Annotated in this window: 18 protein-coding genes and 1 tRNA gene; 12 read left to right on the top strand and 7 right to left on the bottom strand. The window is 41.3% G+C overall.

Going from position 1 to position 18,582, the window contains the following annotated elements; translation table 11 throughout:
- Positions 1-21 precede the first annotated feature (21 nt).
- From ACXAH9_RS15050 to ACXAH9_RS15040, 3 genes are read right to left on the bottom strand one after another with little or no spacing between them, the layout of a single operon-like run.
- Positions 22-1,173, bottom strand: a complete 1,152-nt coding sequence (locus tag ACXAH9_RS15050; protein WP_474895678.1) for an efflux RND transporter periplasmic adaptor subunit — start codon at positions 1,171-1,173, stop codon at positions 22-24.
- Between the two features lie 4 nt (positions 1,174-1,177).
- A complete protein-coding gene (locus ACXAH9_RS15045) occupies positions 1,178-2,524 on the bottom strand; it encodes a TolC family protein (RefSeq protein ID WP_474895677.1) in 1,347 nt (448 codons plus the stop codon).
- A gap of 4 nt (positions 2,525-2,528) precedes the next feature.
- Positions 2,529-3,152, bottom strand: coding sequence for a TetR/AcrR family transcriptional regulator (locus ACXAH9_RS15040; protein ID WP_474895676.1), 624 nt, complete (start codon positions 3,150-3,152; stop codon positions 2,529-2,531).
- 153 nt (positions 3,153-3,305) lie between these two features.
- On the opposite strand from ACXAH9_RS15040, the gene ACXAH9_RS15035 reads away from it, so the two are divergent.
- From ACXAH9_RS15035 to pth, 7 genes are all read left to right on the top strand, one after another.
- Positions 3,306-4,118 carry an alpha/beta hydrolase gene (locus ACXAH9_RS15035; protein WP_474895675.1) on the top strand — a complete coding sequence of 271 codons (813 nt, stop codon included), beginning with the start codon at positions 3,306-3,308 and terminating at the stop codon, positions 4,116-4,118.
- Positions 4,105-4,632: a TlpA family protein disulfide reductase gene (locus ACXAH9_RS15030; protein WP_474895674.1), complete on the top strand. Its 528-nt coding sequence runs from the start codon at positions 4,105-4,107 to the stop codon at positions 4,630-4,632. Before ACXAH9_RS15035 ends, ACXAH9_RS15030 begins: the two co-directional genes overlap by 14 nt.
- Positions 4,633-4,859: 227 nt before the next feature.
- The gene (purL, locus tag ACXAH9_RS15025) at positions 4,860-8,534 is read left to right on the top strand and encodes a phosphoribosylformylglycinamidine synthase (RefSeq protein ID WP_474895673.1); all 3,675 of its coding nucleotides are present in this window, start codon (positions 4,860-4,862) and stop codon (positions 8,532-8,534) included.
- An 85-nt stretch (positions 8,535-8,619) separates the two neighbouring features.
- Positions 8,620-8,692 (top strand) — tRNA-Gln (locus ACXAH9_RS15020).
- 65 nt (positions 8,693-8,757) lie between these two features.
- Positions 8,758-9,687 (top strand): ribose-phosphate pyrophosphokinase, encoded by a 930-nt coding sequence (locus tag ACXAH9_RS15015; protein WP_474895672.1) that lies wholly within the window; start codon positions 8,758-8,760, stop codon positions 9,685-9,687.
- Between the two features lie 24 nt (positions 9,688-9,711).
- Positions 9,712-10,362, top strand: a complete 651-nt coding sequence (locus tag ACXAH9_RS15010) for a 50S ribosomal protein L25/general stress protein Ctc (RefSeq protein ID WP_474895671.1) — start codon at positions 9,712-9,714, stop codon at positions 10,360-10,362.
- A gap of 65 nt (positions 10,363-10,427) precedes the next feature.
- Complete coding sequence (pth, locus tag ACXAH9_RS15005; protein WP_474895670.1) at positions 10,428-10,985, top strand: aminoacyl-tRNA hydrolase; 558 nt, start codon at positions 10,428-10,430, stop codon at positions 10,983-10,985.
- Between the two features lie 30 nt (positions 10,986-11,015).
- Here pth and ACXAH9_RS15000 read toward each other — a convergent pair whose 3' ends face one another.
- Positions 11,016-11,837 (bottom strand): aminotransferase class IV, encoded by an 822-nt coding sequence (locus ACXAH9_RS15000; protein WP_474895669.1) that lies wholly within the window; start codon positions 11,835-11,837, stop codon positions 11,016-11,018.
- Positions 11,838-11,886: 49 nt separating this feature from the next.
- On the opposite strand from ACXAH9_RS15000, the gene ACXAH9_RS14995 reads away from it, so the two are divergent.
- On the top strand, positions 11,887-13,086 hold the full coding sequence (locus tag ACXAH9_RS14995) for a BaiN/RdsA family NAD(P)/FAD-dependent oxidoreductase (protein WP_474895668.1): 1,200 nt from the start codon (positions 11,887-11,889) through the stop codon (positions 13,084-13,086).
- Between the two features lie 42 nt (positions 13,087-13,128).
- On the opposite strand, the gene ACXAH9_RS14990 is transcribed toward ACXAH9_RS14995, so the two are convergent.
- Positions 13,129-13,755 carry a 2OG-Fe(II) oxygenase gene (locus ACXAH9_RS14990; RefSeq protein ID WP_474895667.1) on the bottom strand — a complete coding sequence of 209 codons (627 nt, stop codon included), beginning with the start codon at positions 13,753-13,755 and terminating at the stop codon, positions 13,129-13,131.
- Between the two features lie 52 nt (positions 13,756-13,807).
- Here ACXAH9_RS14990 and ACXAH9_RS14985 point away from each other — a divergent pair, with 52 nt between their 5' ends.
- The gene (locus tag ACXAH9_RS14985) at positions 13,808-14,170 is read left to right on the top strand and encodes a VOC family protein (protein ID WP_474895666.1); all 363 of its coding nucleotides are present in this window, start codon (positions 13,808-13,810) and stop codon (positions 14,168-14,170) included.
- Between the two features lie 2 nt (positions 14,171-14,172).
- Here the strand turns inward: ACXAH9_RS14985 and ACXAH9_RS14980 are convergent, their stop codons facing one another.
- Together ACXAH9_RS14980 and ACXAH9_RS14975 are read right to left on the bottom strand one after the other, a co-directional pair.
- Positions 14,173-14,382 (bottom strand): RNA-binding S4 domain-containing protein, encoded by a 210-nt coding sequence (locus ACXAH9_RS14980; RefSeq protein ID WP_474895665.1) that lies wholly within the window; start codon positions 14,380-14,382, stop codon positions 14,173-14,175.
- A gap of 13 nt (positions 14,383-14,395) precedes the next feature.
- Complete coding sequence (locus ACXAH9_RS14975; protein ID WP_474895664.1) at positions 14,396-15,646, bottom strand: YaiO family outer membrane beta-barrel protein; 1,251 nt, start codon at positions 15,644-15,646, stop codon at positions 14,396-14,398.
- 169 nt (positions 15,647-15,815) lie between these two features.
- Between ACXAH9_RS14975 and ACXAH9_RS14970 the strand changes: the two genes are divergently transcribed.
- The 3 genes from ACXAH9_RS14970 to ACXAH9_RS14960 are packed head-to-tail and all read left to right on the top strand — an operon-like array spanning position 15,816 to position 18,533.
- Complete coding sequence (locus ACXAH9_RS14970; RefSeq protein ID WP_474895663.1) at positions 15,816-16,238, top strand: response regulator; 423 nt, start codon at positions 15,816-15,818, stop codon at positions 16,236-16,238.
- Positions 16,226-17,086 (top strand): hypothetical protein, encoded by an 861-nt coding sequence (locus ACXAH9_RS14965; RefSeq protein WP_474895662.1) that lies wholly within the window; start codon positions 16,226-16,228, stop codon positions 17,084-17,086. The genes ACXAH9_RS14970 and ACXAH9_RS14965 overlap by 13 nt, the downstream gene beginning before the upstream one ends.
- A gap of 1 nt (position 17,087) precedes the next feature.
- The gene (locus ACXAH9_RS14960) at positions 17,088-18,533 is read left to right on the top strand and encodes a glycosyltransferase family 2 protein (protein ID WP_474895661.1); all 1,446 of its coding nucleotides are present in this window, start codon (positions 17,088-17,090) and stop codon (positions 18,531-18,533) included.
- The last annotated feature ends 49 nt before the right edge of the window (positions 18,534-18,582 follow it).

The following is an 18,582-nucleotide window of genomic DNA, read 5'->3' as shown; positions in this document are numbered from 1 at the left end:
TAATTGAATTAAAGATTCAGCTTATTTAACGATGGAAACTTGAACCCCGTCAGACAGATCTCTGTGCCCCTTTACTACCACTTTATCACCTGCATTCAGTCCTGAGTCTACTTCGGTCTTTAGATTGTGCGAGACTCCTAATTTCACCTGCCTTTTGGTAGCCACCTGTTCTTCGCCTTTATTGGTGATTACATACACATAGTTTCCTCCGTTATCTCCCTGGATAACTTCTGTAGGCACCACTAACGCCTGATCATTTCTGTAATCAACCAGGCGCAATACCACTACCTGGTTCGGTTGTGCCGGAAAATCTAATTTTGGTAACTCTACTTCAAGTTCGAAGGTTCGGTTGTCTGTTTTAATGGTTTGTCCAACAGACTTAATTCTAGATTTAATTCGCTTATTCTGAGAAGGAAAGTAAACCTCAACTTCTTGATTTGGTGAAAACTTGCCAAGGAACGACTCAGACGCATCCGCTGAAATATAGATGTCATCCGGATTTACCAATCTTACGAGTGGAAGCCCCGGTTGAGCCACCTCTCCTACTTTTGCAGGAATATTGTCCACAATTCCACTAAATGGAGCTTTTACAATCATCATATCAAGCTGAGACTGCAACACTGCCAATTGACTCTCAAGAGTCTCCTTATTTGCCTTTGCTTCCAGGTATCGCACTTCAGTTCCAATGTTCTTCTTCCATAAACGTTCTTGCCTTCCGAAAACTTCAGTTGCCAAGTCAAGCTGTGCTTGCGTCTGTTTAATATTATTCCTTACCATATCAGTATCTAAAGAGACCAAAACCTGCCCTTTTGATACTCGTTGACCTTCTCTTACATGGATCGTTTCAATTTTCCCCATAGCTTCAGCAGAAAGCAAAACATTCTTTCTAGACTCAACTGCTCCTCTTATTTCTACGGAATGGGTAAAGGTCTTTTTAGCCAAAGTCTCTACCGATACAAGAACTGCGGATTTCTTCTGGTTGAAATCAGGGTCTTCTGATTTGATTTCTTCTTCCAGCTTAGCAATTTCAGCTTTAAGTTCGATGGATTGACCCTGAAGTTCCTTCAGTTTTTTCTTTTTATCAGCAAGCCCTTGCTCACCGGATGCACTGCCACATGCGACCGCTATAGCAGATAGAATGGTAAGTGTGATTATGAGTTTGATCTTTTGCATGATCCTAATTTTTATAAAGTGTTCCTAGTGCTTTTTTAAGTTCGATTTGTGATGTGATTGCCTGATACAAGGCATTGAGGTAATTGGTTTGTGCTTCTTTCAACGATGCATCAGCGTCAATCACCTCCAGGTTGGATCCTACTCCTTCCTGATACTTTACTTTTGATATATCATATACTTCCTGGGCCAGCTCTACATTTTGTTTTTGAACCTCCAATGTTTCAAGCTGACTATTCAGGCTTATTTTAGATTGTTCGATTTCAAGGTCTATGCTTTTTTCTACATAAGACATCTGATTTTCAATCTGCTTTACCTGTAATCTGTTTTGCTGAATTTTATTGCTTTTCAAGAATCCATCAAAAATTGGAATTGATGCAGTAATACCGATTGCTCCATTATCTAACCATCTGCGGGAAACAAAAAGATCACTTCCCGTAGCGGCAGCTGTATTCCAACCATATCCGAATCGTGCGTATAGCTTTGGAAGGTATTGAACCTTGTTGTTTTTCAAATCCAAGTATGCCAAATTTCGATTCGTTTGCAATTGAGAATATTCAATTCGCTGATTGTAATTAAAATTTTCAATCGGCACAATTGGCACATCCACTTCAACATCTTCAAGGTTTTCCATTAATGAGATTGGTTGATTCAAATCCATTCCCATCTGAAACTTCAGAAGCTTTCGACTTACATCTTTTAATTGACGAGTCCTGCTTAAATCTACCTTGAGGTTGTTGTAGTTGACCCGAATTCGATCGACATCAATCTTCTCTGCAAAACCGGCCTCATACATCTCTCTGGTCTCGTTCAGGAGGGTATCCAACCTATGGATGTTTTTCTCTAGTAGTTCTAGCTGCTCTTCAGCAATCAAAGCATTGTAGTAAGCCTTGCTGACAGCTTCAACGATATCGATCTTAGACTTCTGATGTTCTTTAGTTGAAAGTTCTTTGTAAGTCCTCGCAGCTTGAAGTCCCACAAAGTAGGAACCGTCAAAAATCAACTGATCAACACCAAGTCCTATGTTTCCATCATATTTCTGCTGAAAAGAAACTTCAATGTCCTCTGTCGCACCTCCCGATCCACCAGGGAATGAATTAGGATCCAACAGGCTTTTCTGTGGCTCGAAATTATAATTCAAACCTCCGTTGACGTTAGCTTGAGGAAGCCCCATTGAAATGGTTTTTCTAACTTCCGCCTCTGCTATTTCCCTGTCTAACTGCTTAATCTTAAGCTGCTCATTGTTTTCCAGAGCATACCTTATACAATCCTCAAGCGTAAGGTCAATAGGCTCTTGCGCCTCCAATTTCATCGCAAAGCCAATTAGTAATAATGATATGAGTAGTCCTTTCATAAAATTAGCGTATGTGAGTTGTAGATTCTTGTTGCATGTATTCTTCGTATTTCCTTCGGCCTTTATCTGTTAGCAACCCGTGAATAAAATGATCAAGGATTTGAAGCTGAACAGAAGGAAAATCAAATTCTTCTCGCGGGAAAATGCGGGTATTGAACACCAACTGAACGCACTCTACTCGCAGGATGGAAAGTACTTTGGCATTCACTTCTTCCCGAAACAGCCCCTCCTTCTTTCCTCTTTCTATGTTTTTCTCAATGTATCCTCGAATAATTGAGTGTTTGAATTCGAGGTATTTGTCCCATGCAGCACCATGATATTTCTGCATATCATAAAGCAATGACGGGTTCATTCTGAAAACGTGCTTACGTAAGCATTGTGATACAAGTATAATTTCGTGAATGGCATCAGTGGCCTGCTGATCAATCTCCTCAAACTCCGATGCTTCTTTCTCAAAATGATTTTTCGCCACTTCAGAAACCAGGCCATCCTTGTTGTCAAAATATTGATACAAAGTCTTTTTTGACATAGAAGCCGCTCTGGCCACATCATCCATGGTTACACTCCGGATTCCATATTGAATAAATAACTCCTCCGCACTATTCAGTATTTTTTCTTTCGCTTCCAATGCTAATTTCCCGTTAATAACCGCAAATACTCTGGAAACTTTAATAACACCTAAAGTTTCCGTCGTGCAAATCAACGTAGGGCACGGAGAATAGTTCGCTTTTTTTCAACTTTTTTTTCAGTACATGGAAAATGCACCTATTTTCATGCTCGTATGACGAAAGTTGATGTACCAAATGGACAGCTTGTCTATACAAGGTATGGAGAGGGTAACAATGTTTTAATTGCTTTCCATGGATTTGGACAAAACAAGAATATTTTTAGTTCCTGGGGAAAAATCCTGGAAGATCATTACACCATTTATGCCATCGACATTTTCTATCACGGGGACAGTTATCGTGATTTCGGGAAACTTTCCAAAAAAGAATGGTATACCTACCTGGAAGCATTCTTACAAAAAGAGAAAATTGACAGATTTTCGGTTTTAGGTTACAGTTTAGGTGGGCGATTTGCAATAGCATCCACTTTGGCATTTCCACAAAGAATTGATGAATTGATCCTTATCGGTCCGGATGGTGTTTTTCTAACGATTTGGTTCAAACTTGTCACTAACCGATCAATCAAGTGGCTATTTAAATACCTCATGCTCCGCCCCAACAAGCTGGAGAAACTGGTTACTCTAAATGAAAAATACAAACTAGTCAGTCCATACCTGGGAAACTTTATAAAAAAGGAATTGGGAGATGATGTAAACCGAAAGCGTGTATATATATCGTGGAATCATTTTAAATCGCTTGGTTATTCCAAACGTCAGCTTTCCATGCATTTCAAAAAGCATTCGTTTGACAGACGTATCATCCTTGGAAGCGAAGACCAGATCATCAAACCGCAAAAGATTTTACCCATTATTGAAAAAATGGGTGATTTTCGTGTAGACATCCTTCCACTCAAGCATCATCAGTTGATTAAACCGGAAGTTGCTAAATTGATATTAAATAAGACATCCTATATAAATGAAACTCGCTAGTACCCTGCTGATCTTACTACCCCTGCTGTCGCTTGCTCAGCAACCTACAAAAGAGCAAATTAAAGAAGTGGCTGATGCCAAAAAGGAAGTAAAACGCATGAAAGGTGAGCCTTTTCCGGATTTTGAATTGACAACTCTGGATGGTAAAACTTACACCAAAAAACAATTAGAGGGCGAAATATTTCTTGTGAACTTTTGGTTTACCAGATGTAAACCATGCATCATGGAAATGCCTGAAATGAATGAAATGGTGGAGGAATTTAAAGAAGAAGGAATTGTCTTTCTTGCTCCTACTTTTGATGATGAGCAACAAGTAAACAAGTTTCTTAGTAAACGAACATTTGCTTATCAGTCAATTCCGAGGGTCAAAGATTTTTGTCAGGAAATGAACGTCCGATCCTATCCCACACACTTCGTTGTTAACCGAGAAGGGATCATTGATAAGGTCGTGATTGGGTATTCGGTGATGACTGTTAAGGCATTGAAAAAGAGCATTCGGAAATTGTTGAAATAAAAAATATTGATGTCCGATTAAGATTATCGAAATGGTAATTCAGCCTAATAATACCCTTTAATTCCCTAAAGGACCATTTTAGCAACACCCTTTAGGGATGGGGTAGTGTTGAAGCTGTCAGGAAATCTTAATCGGATGCTGCTAATTAAAGTAAAAGACCTTAAAGGTTTTGAAAACCTCTCACGTCAAATCCTTAATTTTGCGGACTTCAAAACGAGGTTCCTTCAATGATTCAATTCTTCCAAAATTCTGAAGACGCTGTTATCGCCGTTGGTGTTTCAGAAAAACTCTCATCAGACCAAATTTACAAGCTTACCTGGCTCTTCTCGGGAGCTAAACCTGTTGAAAAAAACGAAATAGCCGGGAAGTTCATCGGTCCCAGAAAAGAGATGATTTCTCCATGGAGCACCAATGCTTCAGACATTGCCCACAATGCAGGGATTGAGGCTATCTACAGAATTGAAACCTATATCTCTGAATCATCAGCCGGAGCATTTGACCCCATGCTTCAACAAGTGTATCAAGGATTGGATCAATCCATTTTCACACTCGATCGAGAGCCCGCACCGATTGAGCACATACATGATATTGCCTCATACAATAAACAAGAAGGGTTAGCACTCAGCACAGAAGAAATTGATTACCTCGAACAAGTATCAAGAGAAATCGGGCGACCACTTACTGACTCTGAAGTATTTGGATTTTCTCAGATAAACTCTGAACACTGCAGACACAAGATTTTCAACGGCATATTCATCATAGATGGAGAAGAGCAGGAACTCTCCCTCTTCCAATGGATTAAACGTACCTCCAGGGAGCATCCGAACTACCTGGTTTCTGCATACAAAGACAATGTGGCTTTCATCCAGGGACCAAAGGTTGAACAATTCGCACCATCCACTCAGGACAAACCGGATTGGTTTGACACTAAAGAATTTGAATCAGTTATCTCACTTAAAGCTGAGACACATAACTTCCCTACTACAGTGGAACCATTCAACGGAGCAGCAACCGGTTCCGGTGGAGAAATCAGAGACCGGATGGCAGGTGGTCAAGGTAGTATTCCATTAGCAGGTACTGCGGTCTACATGACATCCTACTCACGATTAGAGAATGGAAGAGATTGGGAAAAGCCTGCCAGAAAATGGCTGTATCAGACGCCTCAGGAAATTCTGACCAAAGCATCCAATGGAGCCAGTGATTACGGCAACAAATTCGGTCAACCACTCATTTGTGGTAGCGTGCTAACCTTCGAGCATGAAGAAGGTGGAAAGAAATTTGGCTATGATAAGGTAATCATGCAAGCCGGTGGAATCGGTTATGGTAAGAAGAAAGAAGCTCAGAAAAAGACGGTAAGCGCTGGTGAAAAAATCGTAGTGATGGGTGGCGACAACTACCGCATTGGAATGGGTGGTGGCGCTGTTTCTTCCGTTGATACAGGTGCATTCAATCAAGCACTCGAGCTAAATGCAGTTCAACGATCCAACCCGGAGATGCAAAAGCGAGTAGCCAATGCTGTTCGCGCAATGGTGGAACTGGAGGATAATACCATCACTTCCATTCATGATCATGGTGCAGGAGGCCACTTAAACTGTCTATCAGAATTGGTGGAAGAAACCGGTGGTGTAATTGACTTAAAGAAACTGCCTGTGGGAGATGAAACGCTATCCGCTAAAGAAGTGCTTGGAAACGAATCCCAGGAACGTATGGGATTGGTCATCAAAGATCAGGATGCAGCATACCTGAAACGCGTTTCTGAAAGGGAAAGAGCCCCCTATTATGAAGTTGGCGAAGCGGGAGATAACAATGAATTGAAGTTTGAGAATAATGGAGAAGCATCGCCATTTGATCTAAAGCTTCACCATCTTTTTGGATCATCTCCGAAGACCATACTGGAAGATAAAACGCAGCAATCCAATTTTGAAGATGTCAGCTACTCTGAGAACAAGATTGATGAGTACCTCGAAGCTGTTTTACAAATGGAAGCAGTAGCCTGTAAAGACTGGCTCACGAACAAGGTAGACCGATGTGTAACAGGAAGAGTAGCTACTCAGCAAACGTGTGGTGAGCTTCAATTGCCATTAAACAATGTAGCGGTAATGGCACTGGACTTCAAGTCAAATAAAGGGATTGCCACTTCGATTGGACACTCTCCTGTCCCCGGATTAATCAACGCTGGTGCAGGGTCTAGACTTTCCATTACTGAAGCTTTAACCAACCTCGTTTGGGCACCTTTGACTCATGGACTGAAAGGGGTCTCATTGAGTGCCAACTGGATGTGGCCAGCAAAGAATGAAGGAGAAAACGCTCGTCTTTATGAAGGAGTGAAAGCTATAAGTGATTTTGCCTGCGAATTAGGGATCAACGTTCCGACAGGGAAAGACTCCATGTCGATGACCCAAAAATATCCGGATGGCGAAAAAGTGTATGCACCGGGAACAGTGATTATCAGTTCTGTTGGGGAGGTTTCCGATATCAACAAAACCGTAAGTCCGGTCATAGATTACAATCAGAAGGATTCTAAAATCATTTACATCGATTTCTCAGGAGGCGGTTTTGAATTGGGCGGCTCTTCGTTTGCACAGACCCAATCGAAACTTGGTGCAAAAACCCCGGAAGCAAAATCAGCAGTTGTAGCCAAGGCTTTCAATACGGTTCAGCAATTAATAAACGAAGGGCATGTGATAGCCGGACACGATGTGTCAGCAGGGGGTCTGATTACCACACTCCTTGAAATGAACTTTGCAAATACACAGGGTGGCTTAAAAGTAGATCTCTCCTCCTTAGGAGAAGCCGATCCGGTAAAGGTGTTATTCTCAGAAAAGCCGGGTTTGATTCTTCAAATCAACGATGAAAAAGCGATCAAACATTTAGTTGCCGCTGGTGTGTCTCACAGAGAAATCGGTGAAGTGATCGAGGATCGAAAAGTAGAGGTTAAGAACGGAATGTTTTCGCATACCTTCGATATTGAGAAATCAAGAAATGATTGGTTTAAGACTTCAGCATTGCTTGACTTAAAGCAAACTACACCTGAAATTTCAAAGAACCGAACTGCCAATAAGTTTAAGCAGCCACTTTCCTACTCTTTCCCTAAACGATTTGATGGAAAGGCTTCTAGTTACAATCTGGAATTTAACCGAAAAGGAAAGTCCGGAGTAAAAGCGGCGATCATCCGTGAGCAAGGAGTGAATAGTGATCGGGAAATGGCTTACGCATTATGGCTGGCCGGGTTTGATGTAAAGGATGTGCACATGACAGACCTAATCACCGGTCGTGAAGATTTGAGTGAAGTAAACATGATCGTGTTTGTTGGAGGTTTCTCCAACTCTGATGTGCTAGGATCAGCAAAAGGCTGGGCAGGCTCGTTCTTATTTAATGAGAAGGCAAAAGCCGCCCTCGATGCATTTTACGCAAGAGAAGATACGTTGAGTTTAGGTGTTTGCAACGGCTGTCAATTGATGATGGAGCTTGGATTGGTCTATCCTGAATTGGGTGACAATCACCCGAAGATGCATCATAATACTTCCGAAAAATTTGAATGCGGGTTCGTAGGTGTAGATATTGAAGAAACAAACTCCATCATGCTGGAATCCATGGTTGGATCAAGACTGGGCATTTGGTTGGCGCATGGTGAAGGGCGATTCATGCTTAAAAATAAATCAGATGTAAAGATTCCTGTGAAGTACTCCTATTCTGAATTTCCGGGTAACACAAACGGCAGCTCTTACGATACAGCAGCACTTTGTTCAGAAGATGGAAGACATCTTGCGATTATGCCTCATTTAGAGCGTTCCTTATTTGCCTGGAACTGGCCATATAAGCAAGGATTAGAAGGCGCTGAAGTATCTCCATGGATGGAGCCTTTTGCAAATGCATTTAATTGGATAAAATCCAAAGTGTAGCCTTTTGATTTAAAAAATTATCGGCTAATTTTGCCGTCCGTTTAAACGGAAGTGAAGGACAACACTTATTGAAATCATCCGGTATTGGCCTATGGTGTAACTGGCAACACGTCTGGTTTTGGTCCAGAAGAGTCTAGGTTCGAGCCCTAGTAGGCCAACAAGTTCTAAAAAGAACAACAAGATCAGATCCCACCAACGTAGGTGGGATTTATTTTAGGTAAAGATGTCATCAGTAAAGATTTTCGCAGGATCAGCCCACCCGCAATTGGCAAACGCTATTGCCGATAATTACGGCAAGCCCCTGGGCAAGAGTGAAAAGCAAACGTTTAGTGATGGCGAAATGGGTGTTTATTTCACAGAATCTGTTAGAGGATCAGATGTATTCATCATTCAGCCTACCGTCCCTCCTGCTGACAATATTTGGGAATTACTATTATTAATTGATGCTGCGCGAAGAGCAAGTGCGAAGTATGTGACAGTTGTTGTTCCTTACTTTGGGTATGCGCGTCAGGACAGAAAAGACAAACCAAGAGTTTCCATTGCGGCAAAATTGGCTGCAAATGTATTGACATCTGCAGGTGCAGATAGAATCATGACTTGTGACTTGCATGCAGGACAAATACAAGGATTTTTCGATATTCCTGTTGATCACCTGGATGGATCAGCGATCTTCTATCCATACATCAAAAACCTAAAACTTGATAACATGATCATCGCCTCTCCAGATGTGGGAGGAACTGCTCGAGCTCGTTCATATGCAAAGCTGTTTGAAGTAGACATGGTGATCTGTGACAAGCATAGAAAGCGGGCAAATGAGGTGGCGTCTATGCAGGTAATTGGTGATGTAGAAGGTAAGGATGTTGTTTTAGTTGATGACATGGTGGACACAGCAGGAACGATTAGTAAGGCTGCAACGCTATTGAAAGAAAAAGGAGCCAATTCCGTTAGAGCATTTGCCACACATGGCGTGCTTTCCGGGAATGCATATAAAAATATTGAGGAATCTGCATTAGAAGAATTGATCATTACAGATACGATCCCTCAAAAGCAGGAAAGCTCAAAAATCAAAGTACTGACTGTGGCAGAATTGTTTGCGAAAGCGATTCGTAAAATCCACGATCACGAATCAATTAGTTCTTTATTTATTAAATAATCATATTTTAAATCAAATTCAATTATGAAAACTGTTGAGATTATAGGGTATAAAAGAGCAAATCTCGGCAAGACAGAAGCGAAGCGCTTAAGAGAAGAAGGGATGGTTCCGTGCGTGGTATACGGCGGTGATCACCAGATTCACTTCTACGCTCCAATGATCTTGTTTAGAGACCTGGTATACACTGACGAAGCACACTTCGCTTTATTAACAATTGAAGGCGAACCAGAACCATTTGAAGCAATCCTTCAAGATGTTCAGTTCCACCCAGTGAGTGAGATCATCATGCACGTTGATTTCCTTCAGCTATTCAGAGGGACTCCTATCAAAATGAACATCCCTGTTCACCCAGTAGGTACAGCTCCTGGTATTCAGCAAGGAGGTAAATTGATCAGAAAAGTAAAATACTTGCAGATCAAAGCCCTTCCTAAAAACATGCCTGAATACATCGAGGTTGATGTTTCAAAGCTTGGTTTAGGGAAGTCTATCAAAGTAGGTGAGCTTGAAACCGGAGACTATGAAATTCTAAATAGCCCACTCGTGACGCTTGCGGGTATTGAAGTACCTAGAGCGCTTAAAGGCAAAGAGGCAGAAGAAGAAGAATTGGAAGGTGAAGAAGGAGCAGAAGCAGAAGGTGGGGATGCACCAGCAGCTGAAGCACCAGCTGAAGCATAATTCATTTCAAAATATCTATTTTAATCCCGACCTTCGCGTCGGGATTTTTTTTTGCTTTTTAAATTATGAAATACCTTATCGTTGGCTTGGGAAATATCGGTCCTGAGTATGAGTTGACTCGACATAACATCGGCTTCCTGGTTCTTGATCGAATGGCGGATCAGGAAGGTACCAAGTTTGAAATGAACAAACTCGCCTATACGTCCGAGGTGAAACACAAGGGACGATCCCTGCATTTGATTAAGCCTACGACTTACATGAACCTGAGTGGAAAGGCCGTGAATCATTACCTGCAGTTGCACAAAATCTCAAAAGAAAACCTCCTGGTAATTACCGACGATATCGCCCTTCCTTATGGTAAAATTCGACTAAAACCTAAAGGTTCAGCAGGAGGCCATAACGGATTAAAAAACATTGAACAGCTATGTGGTGGTGCCAATTATCCACGCCTGCGTTTCGGCGTTGGTGACAACTACCACAAAGGACAGCAAGTCGATTATGTGTTAAGTCCATTTAACAAGCAGGAAATGGACGAACTGGTGCTAAATATGGATCGAACCATTGATGCGATCAAGTCTTTTTGCACGATCGGAATGGAGCGGACCATGAATCACTTTAACTAGCGGTATACACGATATAATAAACCAGACCGTTTACAGTCGGAAGTGGTCATCCCTCGACTTTTGCTGAAAAAGTTGGCTGATCCTTCTTGAGAGAGGGCCAACTTTTCCACTACCTATTGAGTTTCCATCAACCTCTACAATGGGGCATATTTCCTTAAGCGTACTGCAAATAAATATTTCATCAGCAGTAAAAAAGTCATCAACAGTGACATCCGTCACTTGCACAGAGCCAATCTGCGCTGCAACCTCGAGAACCTGCTTTCGGGTAATTCCCTCCAGAATTTTTTCAGCAGGTGTTTTAAAGATGCCATCCTGAATAATAAAAACATTACTACGAGATGCTTCGCTGATTAAATTATTCTTATGGTAAATAACATCTATAGCTCCTGCCCTCGCCTTCTTACGATGCAATAAGTTGCTTGTAAAGTAGTTAATCGTCTTGATCTGAGGATATTCACGTACATATTCATGCAAAATCACACTTGCATAAGGAGCTGATTCATGTTTAGACAGATCAGACTGCAGAATAAAAAACAGTGGAGACAGTTCTGCATCAGAATCTTTACCATCTGCAAGGAGCATCAGCTTGAATCCGGCATCTGTATAACCATTCCAATCTCTCAGCGTATCCACAGCCTCTCGGATTTCATCCTGCTCGATAATGTGAGATAAATCCATAAATCGCTGAGACTTTTCGAATCGATCTAAGTGATCTTGAATGAACGAATATTTTCCATCACGCATTCGAAAGAAATCGAACACACCAAAGCCCCGATGAACACCAAAGTTGTGAATGGATAGACTTACCTCCTTTTCGTCTACCATCCCTCCATTGAAATAACAGTATGCCATTATGATCGAATTGAGTACTTAATTTAATACAATTGTATTTCTTTGAAGCGTGAAAGTGATCGTCATTGGAGGAGGTGCTGCTGGCTTTTTTGCAGCAATTAACATTGCAGCGAAACACCCGGACTATCAGGTGACCATATTAGAAAAATCAGTCAAGCTACTAAGTAAAGTCAAAGTCTCCGGTGGCGGGCGGTGTAACGTAACCAATGCCCGTACCAAGCCTTCGGAACTAGTAACCTTCTACCCCAGAGGAAACAAGAAACTTCATCCACTTTTCAAAAGATTTAGCACATCGGATATGGTAGATTGGCTGCAACAGCGGGGTGTGGAAACCAAAGCAGAAGAAGACCAACGCATGTTTCCGGTCACGGACGACTCCCAAATTATCATTGATTGCTTTCTGAATGAAGCAAGGAAACATGGGGTGACGATTCTACAAAATGAAGCACTGACCCAATTGAAACAGAGCAATGATGGATGGATAGTTTTCACTAAAACCACGACTTATAAGGTGGATAAGGTGATAATCGCCACCGGCTCCTCCACGGCCACCTGGAAAGTGCTGGAAGAGCTGGGACTTGAGCTAACACATCTGGTTCCCTCCCTATTCACTTTTAACATCAAAGACTCTCGAATTCAGGATCTACAGGGAATTTCCTTTGATCAAGTGCAAGTGAAAATAACAGGCACAAAACTGGAAGAAGGTGGTCCGATGCTGATCACACATTGGGGGTTGAGTGGGCCTGCGGTGTTGAAGCTGTCATCCCGTGGAGCGTATGAGTTGGCAGACAAAAACTATCGATTTGATGTGTTGATCAACTTTACCGGAACATTGAAGCCGGACGAAATCAGAACCAGAATAAAGGAATATGCAGCAGCTAATCCTAAAAGAAAGGTGATCAATTACCCGATTTTCAATCTTCCCAAGAGATTCTGGGAACGAATAATAGATCAATGTGGAATTGGGGTTGGAACGCCTTTCGCAGAGCTATCCAAAAAGCAATTAAACAAATTGGTAGAAGAGCTGGGTCAAGGTCGATATTCAGTGGATGGCAAGAGTACGTTCAAAGAAGAGTTTGTTACCGCGGGAGGTATAAAATTGTCAGAAGTTGACCTAAACACCTTTGAGTGCAAACGCTATCCCAACCTCTACCTGGCTGGTGAGGTGCTGGATATTGATGCCCTCACCGGGGGCTTTAACTTTCAGGCTTGCTGGAGTGCGGGGTGGGTGATTTCGGAGCATGTTTGAAAAACTTTTGGAAAGTTTGAAACTTTCCAAAAGTTTAAAAAATCACCCCAAAACAAACCCAAATCCGCTCGGCTGATAGAGTAACCAACCGGTAAGACTGTAGCGACCTACATTGGTTTGCATCACCTCATGTGGAACGTCAGCGCTTTTAAACATCACACACCGACCGGCAACCGGATCAATAATCAACTCATCATTTTCTCTAAAAATCTTCAACTCTCCCCCATCTCCTTTTTTCCAGCCTTCATTCAGATAAATAATCATGGAGATCATGCGGTTGCTTCGCTCCTGAAACTGATCCAAGTGCTTTTTGTAATAGGTGCCCTCAGGATAGTAAGCCAAATGAAATTCGTATCCGGATAAGCTGAGAAAACAAAACCGATTTAAGACATCCTTCGTCTCCTCAATAATTTCAAAAGCTGCAGATACATTCTGATCCCTTTCCTTGTCCAACCAGTATGTAAAGTCCCCTCGAATTGAAGTATCTTTTAGGTTGTTTAAAGAGCCAATACCAGCACGATCAAACTCATCCTCCTTCAATTTGGTAAGAAGAAAAGCCCGCACCCGCTTATACAGGTCTTCAGGTAAAAAATCGTCTATAACGACAAAGTCATTTATTGAAAGCTGATCGACCCAGTCGATCCACCTTTCCTCCGGATGAAAATTCACAATTGAGAAAATTATGCGAAATTACGTAAAACATTATGCTCGCCAATAAACCATGAAACCAATCGTCAATTCAATCAGAACCTTTATAGGTGCCAAAGATTATAAGCTCTCTCGAGACTTTTACAATGCGTGGGGATTTGAAGAAATAATTACTTCACCTAAATTATCCTACTTCGCAATTGATAATTTTGGGTTCTACCTGCAAGACCATTTTGTGAAAGATTGGGTGGAAAACTCAATGGTTTTTTTGGAAGTGCAATCACTATCAGAATACTGGGAAATCCTGAAAGCCAAAAATCTGGATCAGAAATTCAAGGGGGTGAAGCTAGTGGAGCCAACCACGTTTGATTGGGGGCATGAAGGATTTATTTACGATCCATCTGGAGTGCTGTGGCATATAGGTGAATTCAACTAAACTCACTGCACCTTTACCTCTTCGCCTTCAAATGATACCACGTCTCCTGTACGAAGTTTTTTTCTTCTTTGCTTCTCTACCTGACCATTTACCAGCACCAGACCCTCATCAATAAATTGCTTGGCCTCCCCCCCTGAACCCACCAGGTTCATAATCTTCATAAGCTTGTTTAGTTCGATAAAATCGTATTCTTCCAGTTCGAATGTTTGCATTCTGCAAAGCTGATCAAAATTTATATTTGATGGTCGATATCAAGCTGGTAATTAACAAATATTCATCTGACTCTGCAGACAATTCCCTATAGTTCAATCTTGATTCCAGTGATGCAGACCAACGATCTCCAAAACTCCTTTGTACTTTGATGGATGCCCGTTTTGACTCAAGTGTATAAAACGATTCTGTCTGCCCTGCAAAAGTCTGGTTAATTCGAATATCAGGTGAGTAACCCAAGCCAGCAGAAAACTCCAGATAGCTTTCAGGCTTTTTGAAATTCTTCTTGACACCAAAATCTATAGATGCAGCAGCAAATGATTTTTCATGCGTATAGAATGGACGCATGGATAGTTCATAACTTCTCCAGTAATACCTCATGGAGGCCGTGTAGGTCACGATGCTTTGTGTAGAAAATTGAAGATATCTGGCTCCAAAAGATGTTTCCAGTTTATCGAAAGCAACTGCGTATACCTCTGCTCCAATTCGATGATTCGAAAACAATACGCTTTGTGAAAACCCATAATTAATGTAACCGTACACTTTATCAGTAATAACCGGATATACGTCTACTTCGCCCTGCAATCCAAATTGCTCAAACCGGTGGGCATAGTTTACCCTGGCAATCAAAGCTCCCCAGTTATTTTTCTTATTCACCTCCACCGAACCAAATATCGCCGGGTCAAATGACTGATCAAACATATCTACTCCCGACCTTACTACTGCTGTATATTGACGGGATTCCTCCTCAAGTGCTATTTTCAAATCTAAAGCTTCAATGTTGGCTGGATTGACTTTCAAAACTTCATTCAGTGTTTCAATCGCGCGATCATGATCTCTTCTATATTGATAGATTTTTGCCCTTTTTAGTAGAAACCCTTCATTATCAGGATGATATTCCAGTGCCTGCCTTGTTGTTTCATAGGCTTCATCCAGCTCATCACTCCATATCTCTACATCTATTTTCGCATGTAAGGCCTCTATGAATCCCGGATCTTGTTTCAATACCCTATTATAAATGAGTAGGGCATCCATATATCGGCCCTCCCATGCATATGTTCGTCCTAACTGCACTTTAACATCATGGTAATTCGGGGCAAAGTGGAGAATGTATTGAAGTTTCTCTCTGGAAGCAACGTACTGTTTTCCCATTGCCTCCGTTCGAGCTTGCTTAAATATCTGATCAATGCTTTGATTTTTCCAGCTCTGTGCATAAAGCGCAGACCCAAGAAGTAACATCATGCATGTAATGTGTATATGTTTCATTTTTTGGTAGTATTAGCTGCTACAAATATCAAAACCAATAACCCTCTATCCTTGAGCATTTTACTGACTTTTATTAAGTGATTCACGCATTTCATGCAAATGGTTGAAATACGCTTATATAGAGTGTGGAAATGTGTCAGCTTTGGATTACCAAAAAACAAATTTTGCAATGGACACATTACTAACACACCAGAAGCAAAGCAATAAAACCATATTGGTCTGCGACCCAGATTTTATCAGCTCAACGCTAGTGGCCTCAATGGTCAAGAATAAGCTGGGGGCCAAATGCCTCACTGCTCCTGATGGCAGATCTGGAGCAAAGACGGTAAAGAACGGCCACATTGATTTGGTCATTACAGAAGTTTACCTCCCCTATCTCTCCGGCTGTGGTATGATAGAGCTCATTCGGAATGAGATAGATCCCAATGTTCCAATCTTATTACTCTCCTCCGATGTGAGTCCTCAAATGAAGGAAAGTCTCAATCAGACGCTTGTCAATGCGTTCGCTGAAAAGCCCATTCATTTGGACAAGTTGATGACGAAAATTGCTTTTCTGCTACAACTAAACAAGAAAAAATTATGGCTGTCCTGAGCACAACATTCATAGGAGTTTGTATCAGCCTAATTGTGTTGACTACCCTGGCTATATACGCCAGTATCTTCATTATCCGATGCACAAAGAAAAGACATTCGTATATGAAGAAGCGGATGGCAAGACATATTTCATACCTGTTGATTCAAGTGATAACCTCCGATAAAAAGGCAGAGTCAATTCAGCGACTGAAACAATTCCTAACCAAAAAAGTCAATGTACATGTTTCCGTCAAAGCAGTAGCTACAGAGGAATTCATTCACTTGGCACGGACACTATCCAGAGACCATTTACCAGCTCTGCAGGGGCTTTTTCTCAATCTGGGATTACAACAATTCAACATTAAAAGAGCCGAAAAAGGAGGTTTAAAACAGAAGCTGAAAGCATTTGAAGTGCTGAGTAAACTGCGAATCATTACCGCCCTGCCTGTAATCCAGCAATACATTTCTGTAAGCAATAAGACATTAAGAGCTGAAGCCATTATGTCCCTAATGCGACTGTCATATGATCCCCTTTTCTTTTTGGACGATCAAAATGTAACCCTATCGGTTTGGGAGTCAATGAAAATCCATGGTATGCTCAAAGAACTGCCGAGAGATAAGATTCCTCAGTTTACTCGATGGTTGAATCATAAACAAAAATCGGTGGTACTCTTTTGTCTCAGAATGATTTTACATTATCAGCAGAAGGCAGACCTAGATCTACTTACTCGCCTGTCTAAATCAAGAAGTGCTCGTGTAGCAGAAGAAGCACAAAAAGCACTGATTCTTAGAAAAATACTTGTGTATAGTGACCCTGACGAAGAGGGTGACCAACTGGATAAAAATGATTATTTAAACGTAGCTTGATATGAACCTGTCAGAAATACTAGATATCTATAATGTAATATTTGTTTTCTACACACTTTTCGTAGTACTGGTCTATCTAGCCTTGGCATTGATATCACGAAAAGCATACAAGGAGTTTAAATCTGCAAATATTTATTCAGACTATTCATACATCAGCAAATCTGAATATGCTCCAAGAATTTCAGTAATTGCACCAGCCTATAACGAGTCGCTAACCATCGTTGAGAATGTGAAATCATTGATGTCATTAAAGTATAGTCACCTGGAAATCATTGTAGTGAATGACGGCAGCAAAGATGACACAATGAAAAAGCTCATTCAGGAGTTTGACCTGAAGCTGAACAATATAAAACCGCTTGGAAAATTAGAATCCAAACGAGTTAAAGGAATCTATACCTCTAAAAAGTATTCGCTTAGAAAATTGATTGTCATTGATAAAGAGAATGGAGGTAAAGCAGATGCACTGAATGCGGGTATCAATTATTCGAGATCCGGGCTAGTGGCTTGCATCGATGTAGATTGTATTTTACAACCGGATGCACTTGTTAAAATGGTAAAACCTTTTGTACTAAGTAACAAAACCATTGCCGTGGGGGGTGTGGTTCGCGTCTTAAACGATTCCATCGTGGATAGTGGAAATATTGTGAAGGTGAGACAATCCCGTAATCTTTGGGTAAGATTTCAGATTCTAGAGTACGTTCGTGCATTTCTGATGGGTAGAATGGCGTGGAGTAAAATCAACGGATTGATCCTGATTTCCGGTGCATTTGGAGTATTCCGCAGGGACGTACTTATCGCGTGTGGGGGCTATGATACTAATACGGTAGGTGAAGACATGGAGCTAATTGTGAGAATGAGACGGTACATGCACGAAAAAAATCTTCCATATAAGGTTAAATACATTCCAGAGCCACTTTGCTGGACTGAGGTACCTCCCAATTTAAGCATTCTCAAAAAGCAGCGTAGCAGATGGACCCGTGGGACTATTGAAACTTTGCTTAAGCATAAGGACGTGTTTTTTAAGCGTAAATATGGAATCATGGGGATGATCAGTTTCCCATTTTGGTTGCTTTTTGAGTGGCTGGCCCCACTTTTGGAATTTTTTGGGGTTATTAGCCTGATCTTTTTAAGCATGTTCGGCTTAGTGGATTGGAATCATACACTGATGATGCTGGGACTAGTCTACTCCTTCGCAATATTTTTCTCAGGACTTACACTACTTGCGGAAGAGAAATCATACTTCAACTATACCAATAGAAACGATATTTTCAGGATCATTGCAGTCGCACTTCTGGAACCCATTATTTTCCACCCAATCATGGTCTATTATGCAATCCTTGGCAATATCGATATGCTGCGTGGTAAAAGCAGCTGGGGCGAAATGAAACGGACAGGATTTAACTCCGCCGCTGTTGGATCAAAAATCGAATTGATACCTTCTGAATAAAGAAATCGATCCCCTATTCAATTCTTTTTAGCAAGATTTCATAATTATT

The organism is Ekhidna sp. ABH4_415, from assembly GCF_056161305.1.
The sequence above is the reverse complement of the archived record's forward strand: the minus strand, read 5'-3'. Positions and strand labels throughout refer to the sequence as shown.

Bases quoted from the DNA above. Each gene is read 5' to 3' on its own strand.
- ACXAH9_RS15050 (WP_474895678.1), bottom strand. From the start codon at position 1,173: ATGCAAAAGATCAAACTCATAATCACACTTACCATTCTATCTGCTATA.
- ACXAH9_RS15045 (WP_474895677.1), bottom strand. From the start codon at position 2,524: ATGAAAGGACTACTCATATCATTATTACTAATTGGCTTTGCGATGAAA.
- ACXAH9_RS15035 (WP_474895675.1), top strand. From the start codon at position 3,306: ATGACGAAAGTTGATGTACCAAATGGACAGCTTGTCTATACAAGGTAT.
- ACXAH9_RS15030 (WP_474895674.1), top strand. From the start codon at position 4,105: ATGAAACTCGCTAGTACCCTGCTGATCTTACTACCCCTGCTGTCGCTT.
- purL (WP_474895673.1), top strand. From the start codon at position 4,860: ATGATTCAATTCTTCCAAAATTCTGAAGACGCTGTTATCGCCGTTGGT.
- ACXAH9_RS15015 (WP_474895672.1), top strand. From the start codon at position 8,758: ATGTCATCAGTAAAGATTTTCGCAGGATCAGCCCACCCGCAATTGGCA.
- ACXAH9_RS15010 (WP_474895671.1), top strand. From the start codon at position 9,712: ATGAAAACTGTTGAGATTATAGGGTATAAAAGAGCAAATCTCGGCAAG.
- pth (WP_474895670.1), top strand. From the start codon at position 10,428: ATGAAATACCTTATCGTTGGCTTGGGAAATATCGGTCCTGAGTATGAG.
- ACXAH9_RS15000 (WP_474895669.1), bottom strand. From the start codon at position 11,837: ATGGCATACTGTTATTTCAATGGAGGGATGGTAGACGAAAAGGAGGTA.
- ACXAH9_RS14985 (WP_474895666.1), top strand. From the start codon at position 13,808: ATGAAACCAATCGTCAATTCAATCAGAACCTTTATAGGTGCCAAAGAT.
- ACXAH9_RS14980 (WP_474895665.1), bottom strand. From the start codon at position 14,382: ATGCAAACATTCGAACTGGAAGAATACGATTTTATCGAACTAAACAAG.
- ACXAH9_RS14975 (WP_474895664.1), bottom strand. From the start codon at position 15,646: ATGAAACATATACACATTACATGCATGATGTTACTTCTTGGGTCTGCG.
- ACXAH9_RS14970 (WP_474895663.1), top strand. From the start codon at position 15,816: ATGGACACATTACTAACACACCAGAAGCAAAGCAATAAAACCATATTG.
- ACXAH9_RS14965 (WP_474895662.1), top strand. From the start codon at position 16,226: ATGGCTGTCCTGAGCACAACATTCATAGGAGTTTGTATCAGCCTAATT.
- ACXAH9_RS14960 (WP_474895661.1), top strand. From the start codon at position 17,088: ATGAACCTGTCAGAAATACTAGATATCTATAATGTAATATTTGTTTTC.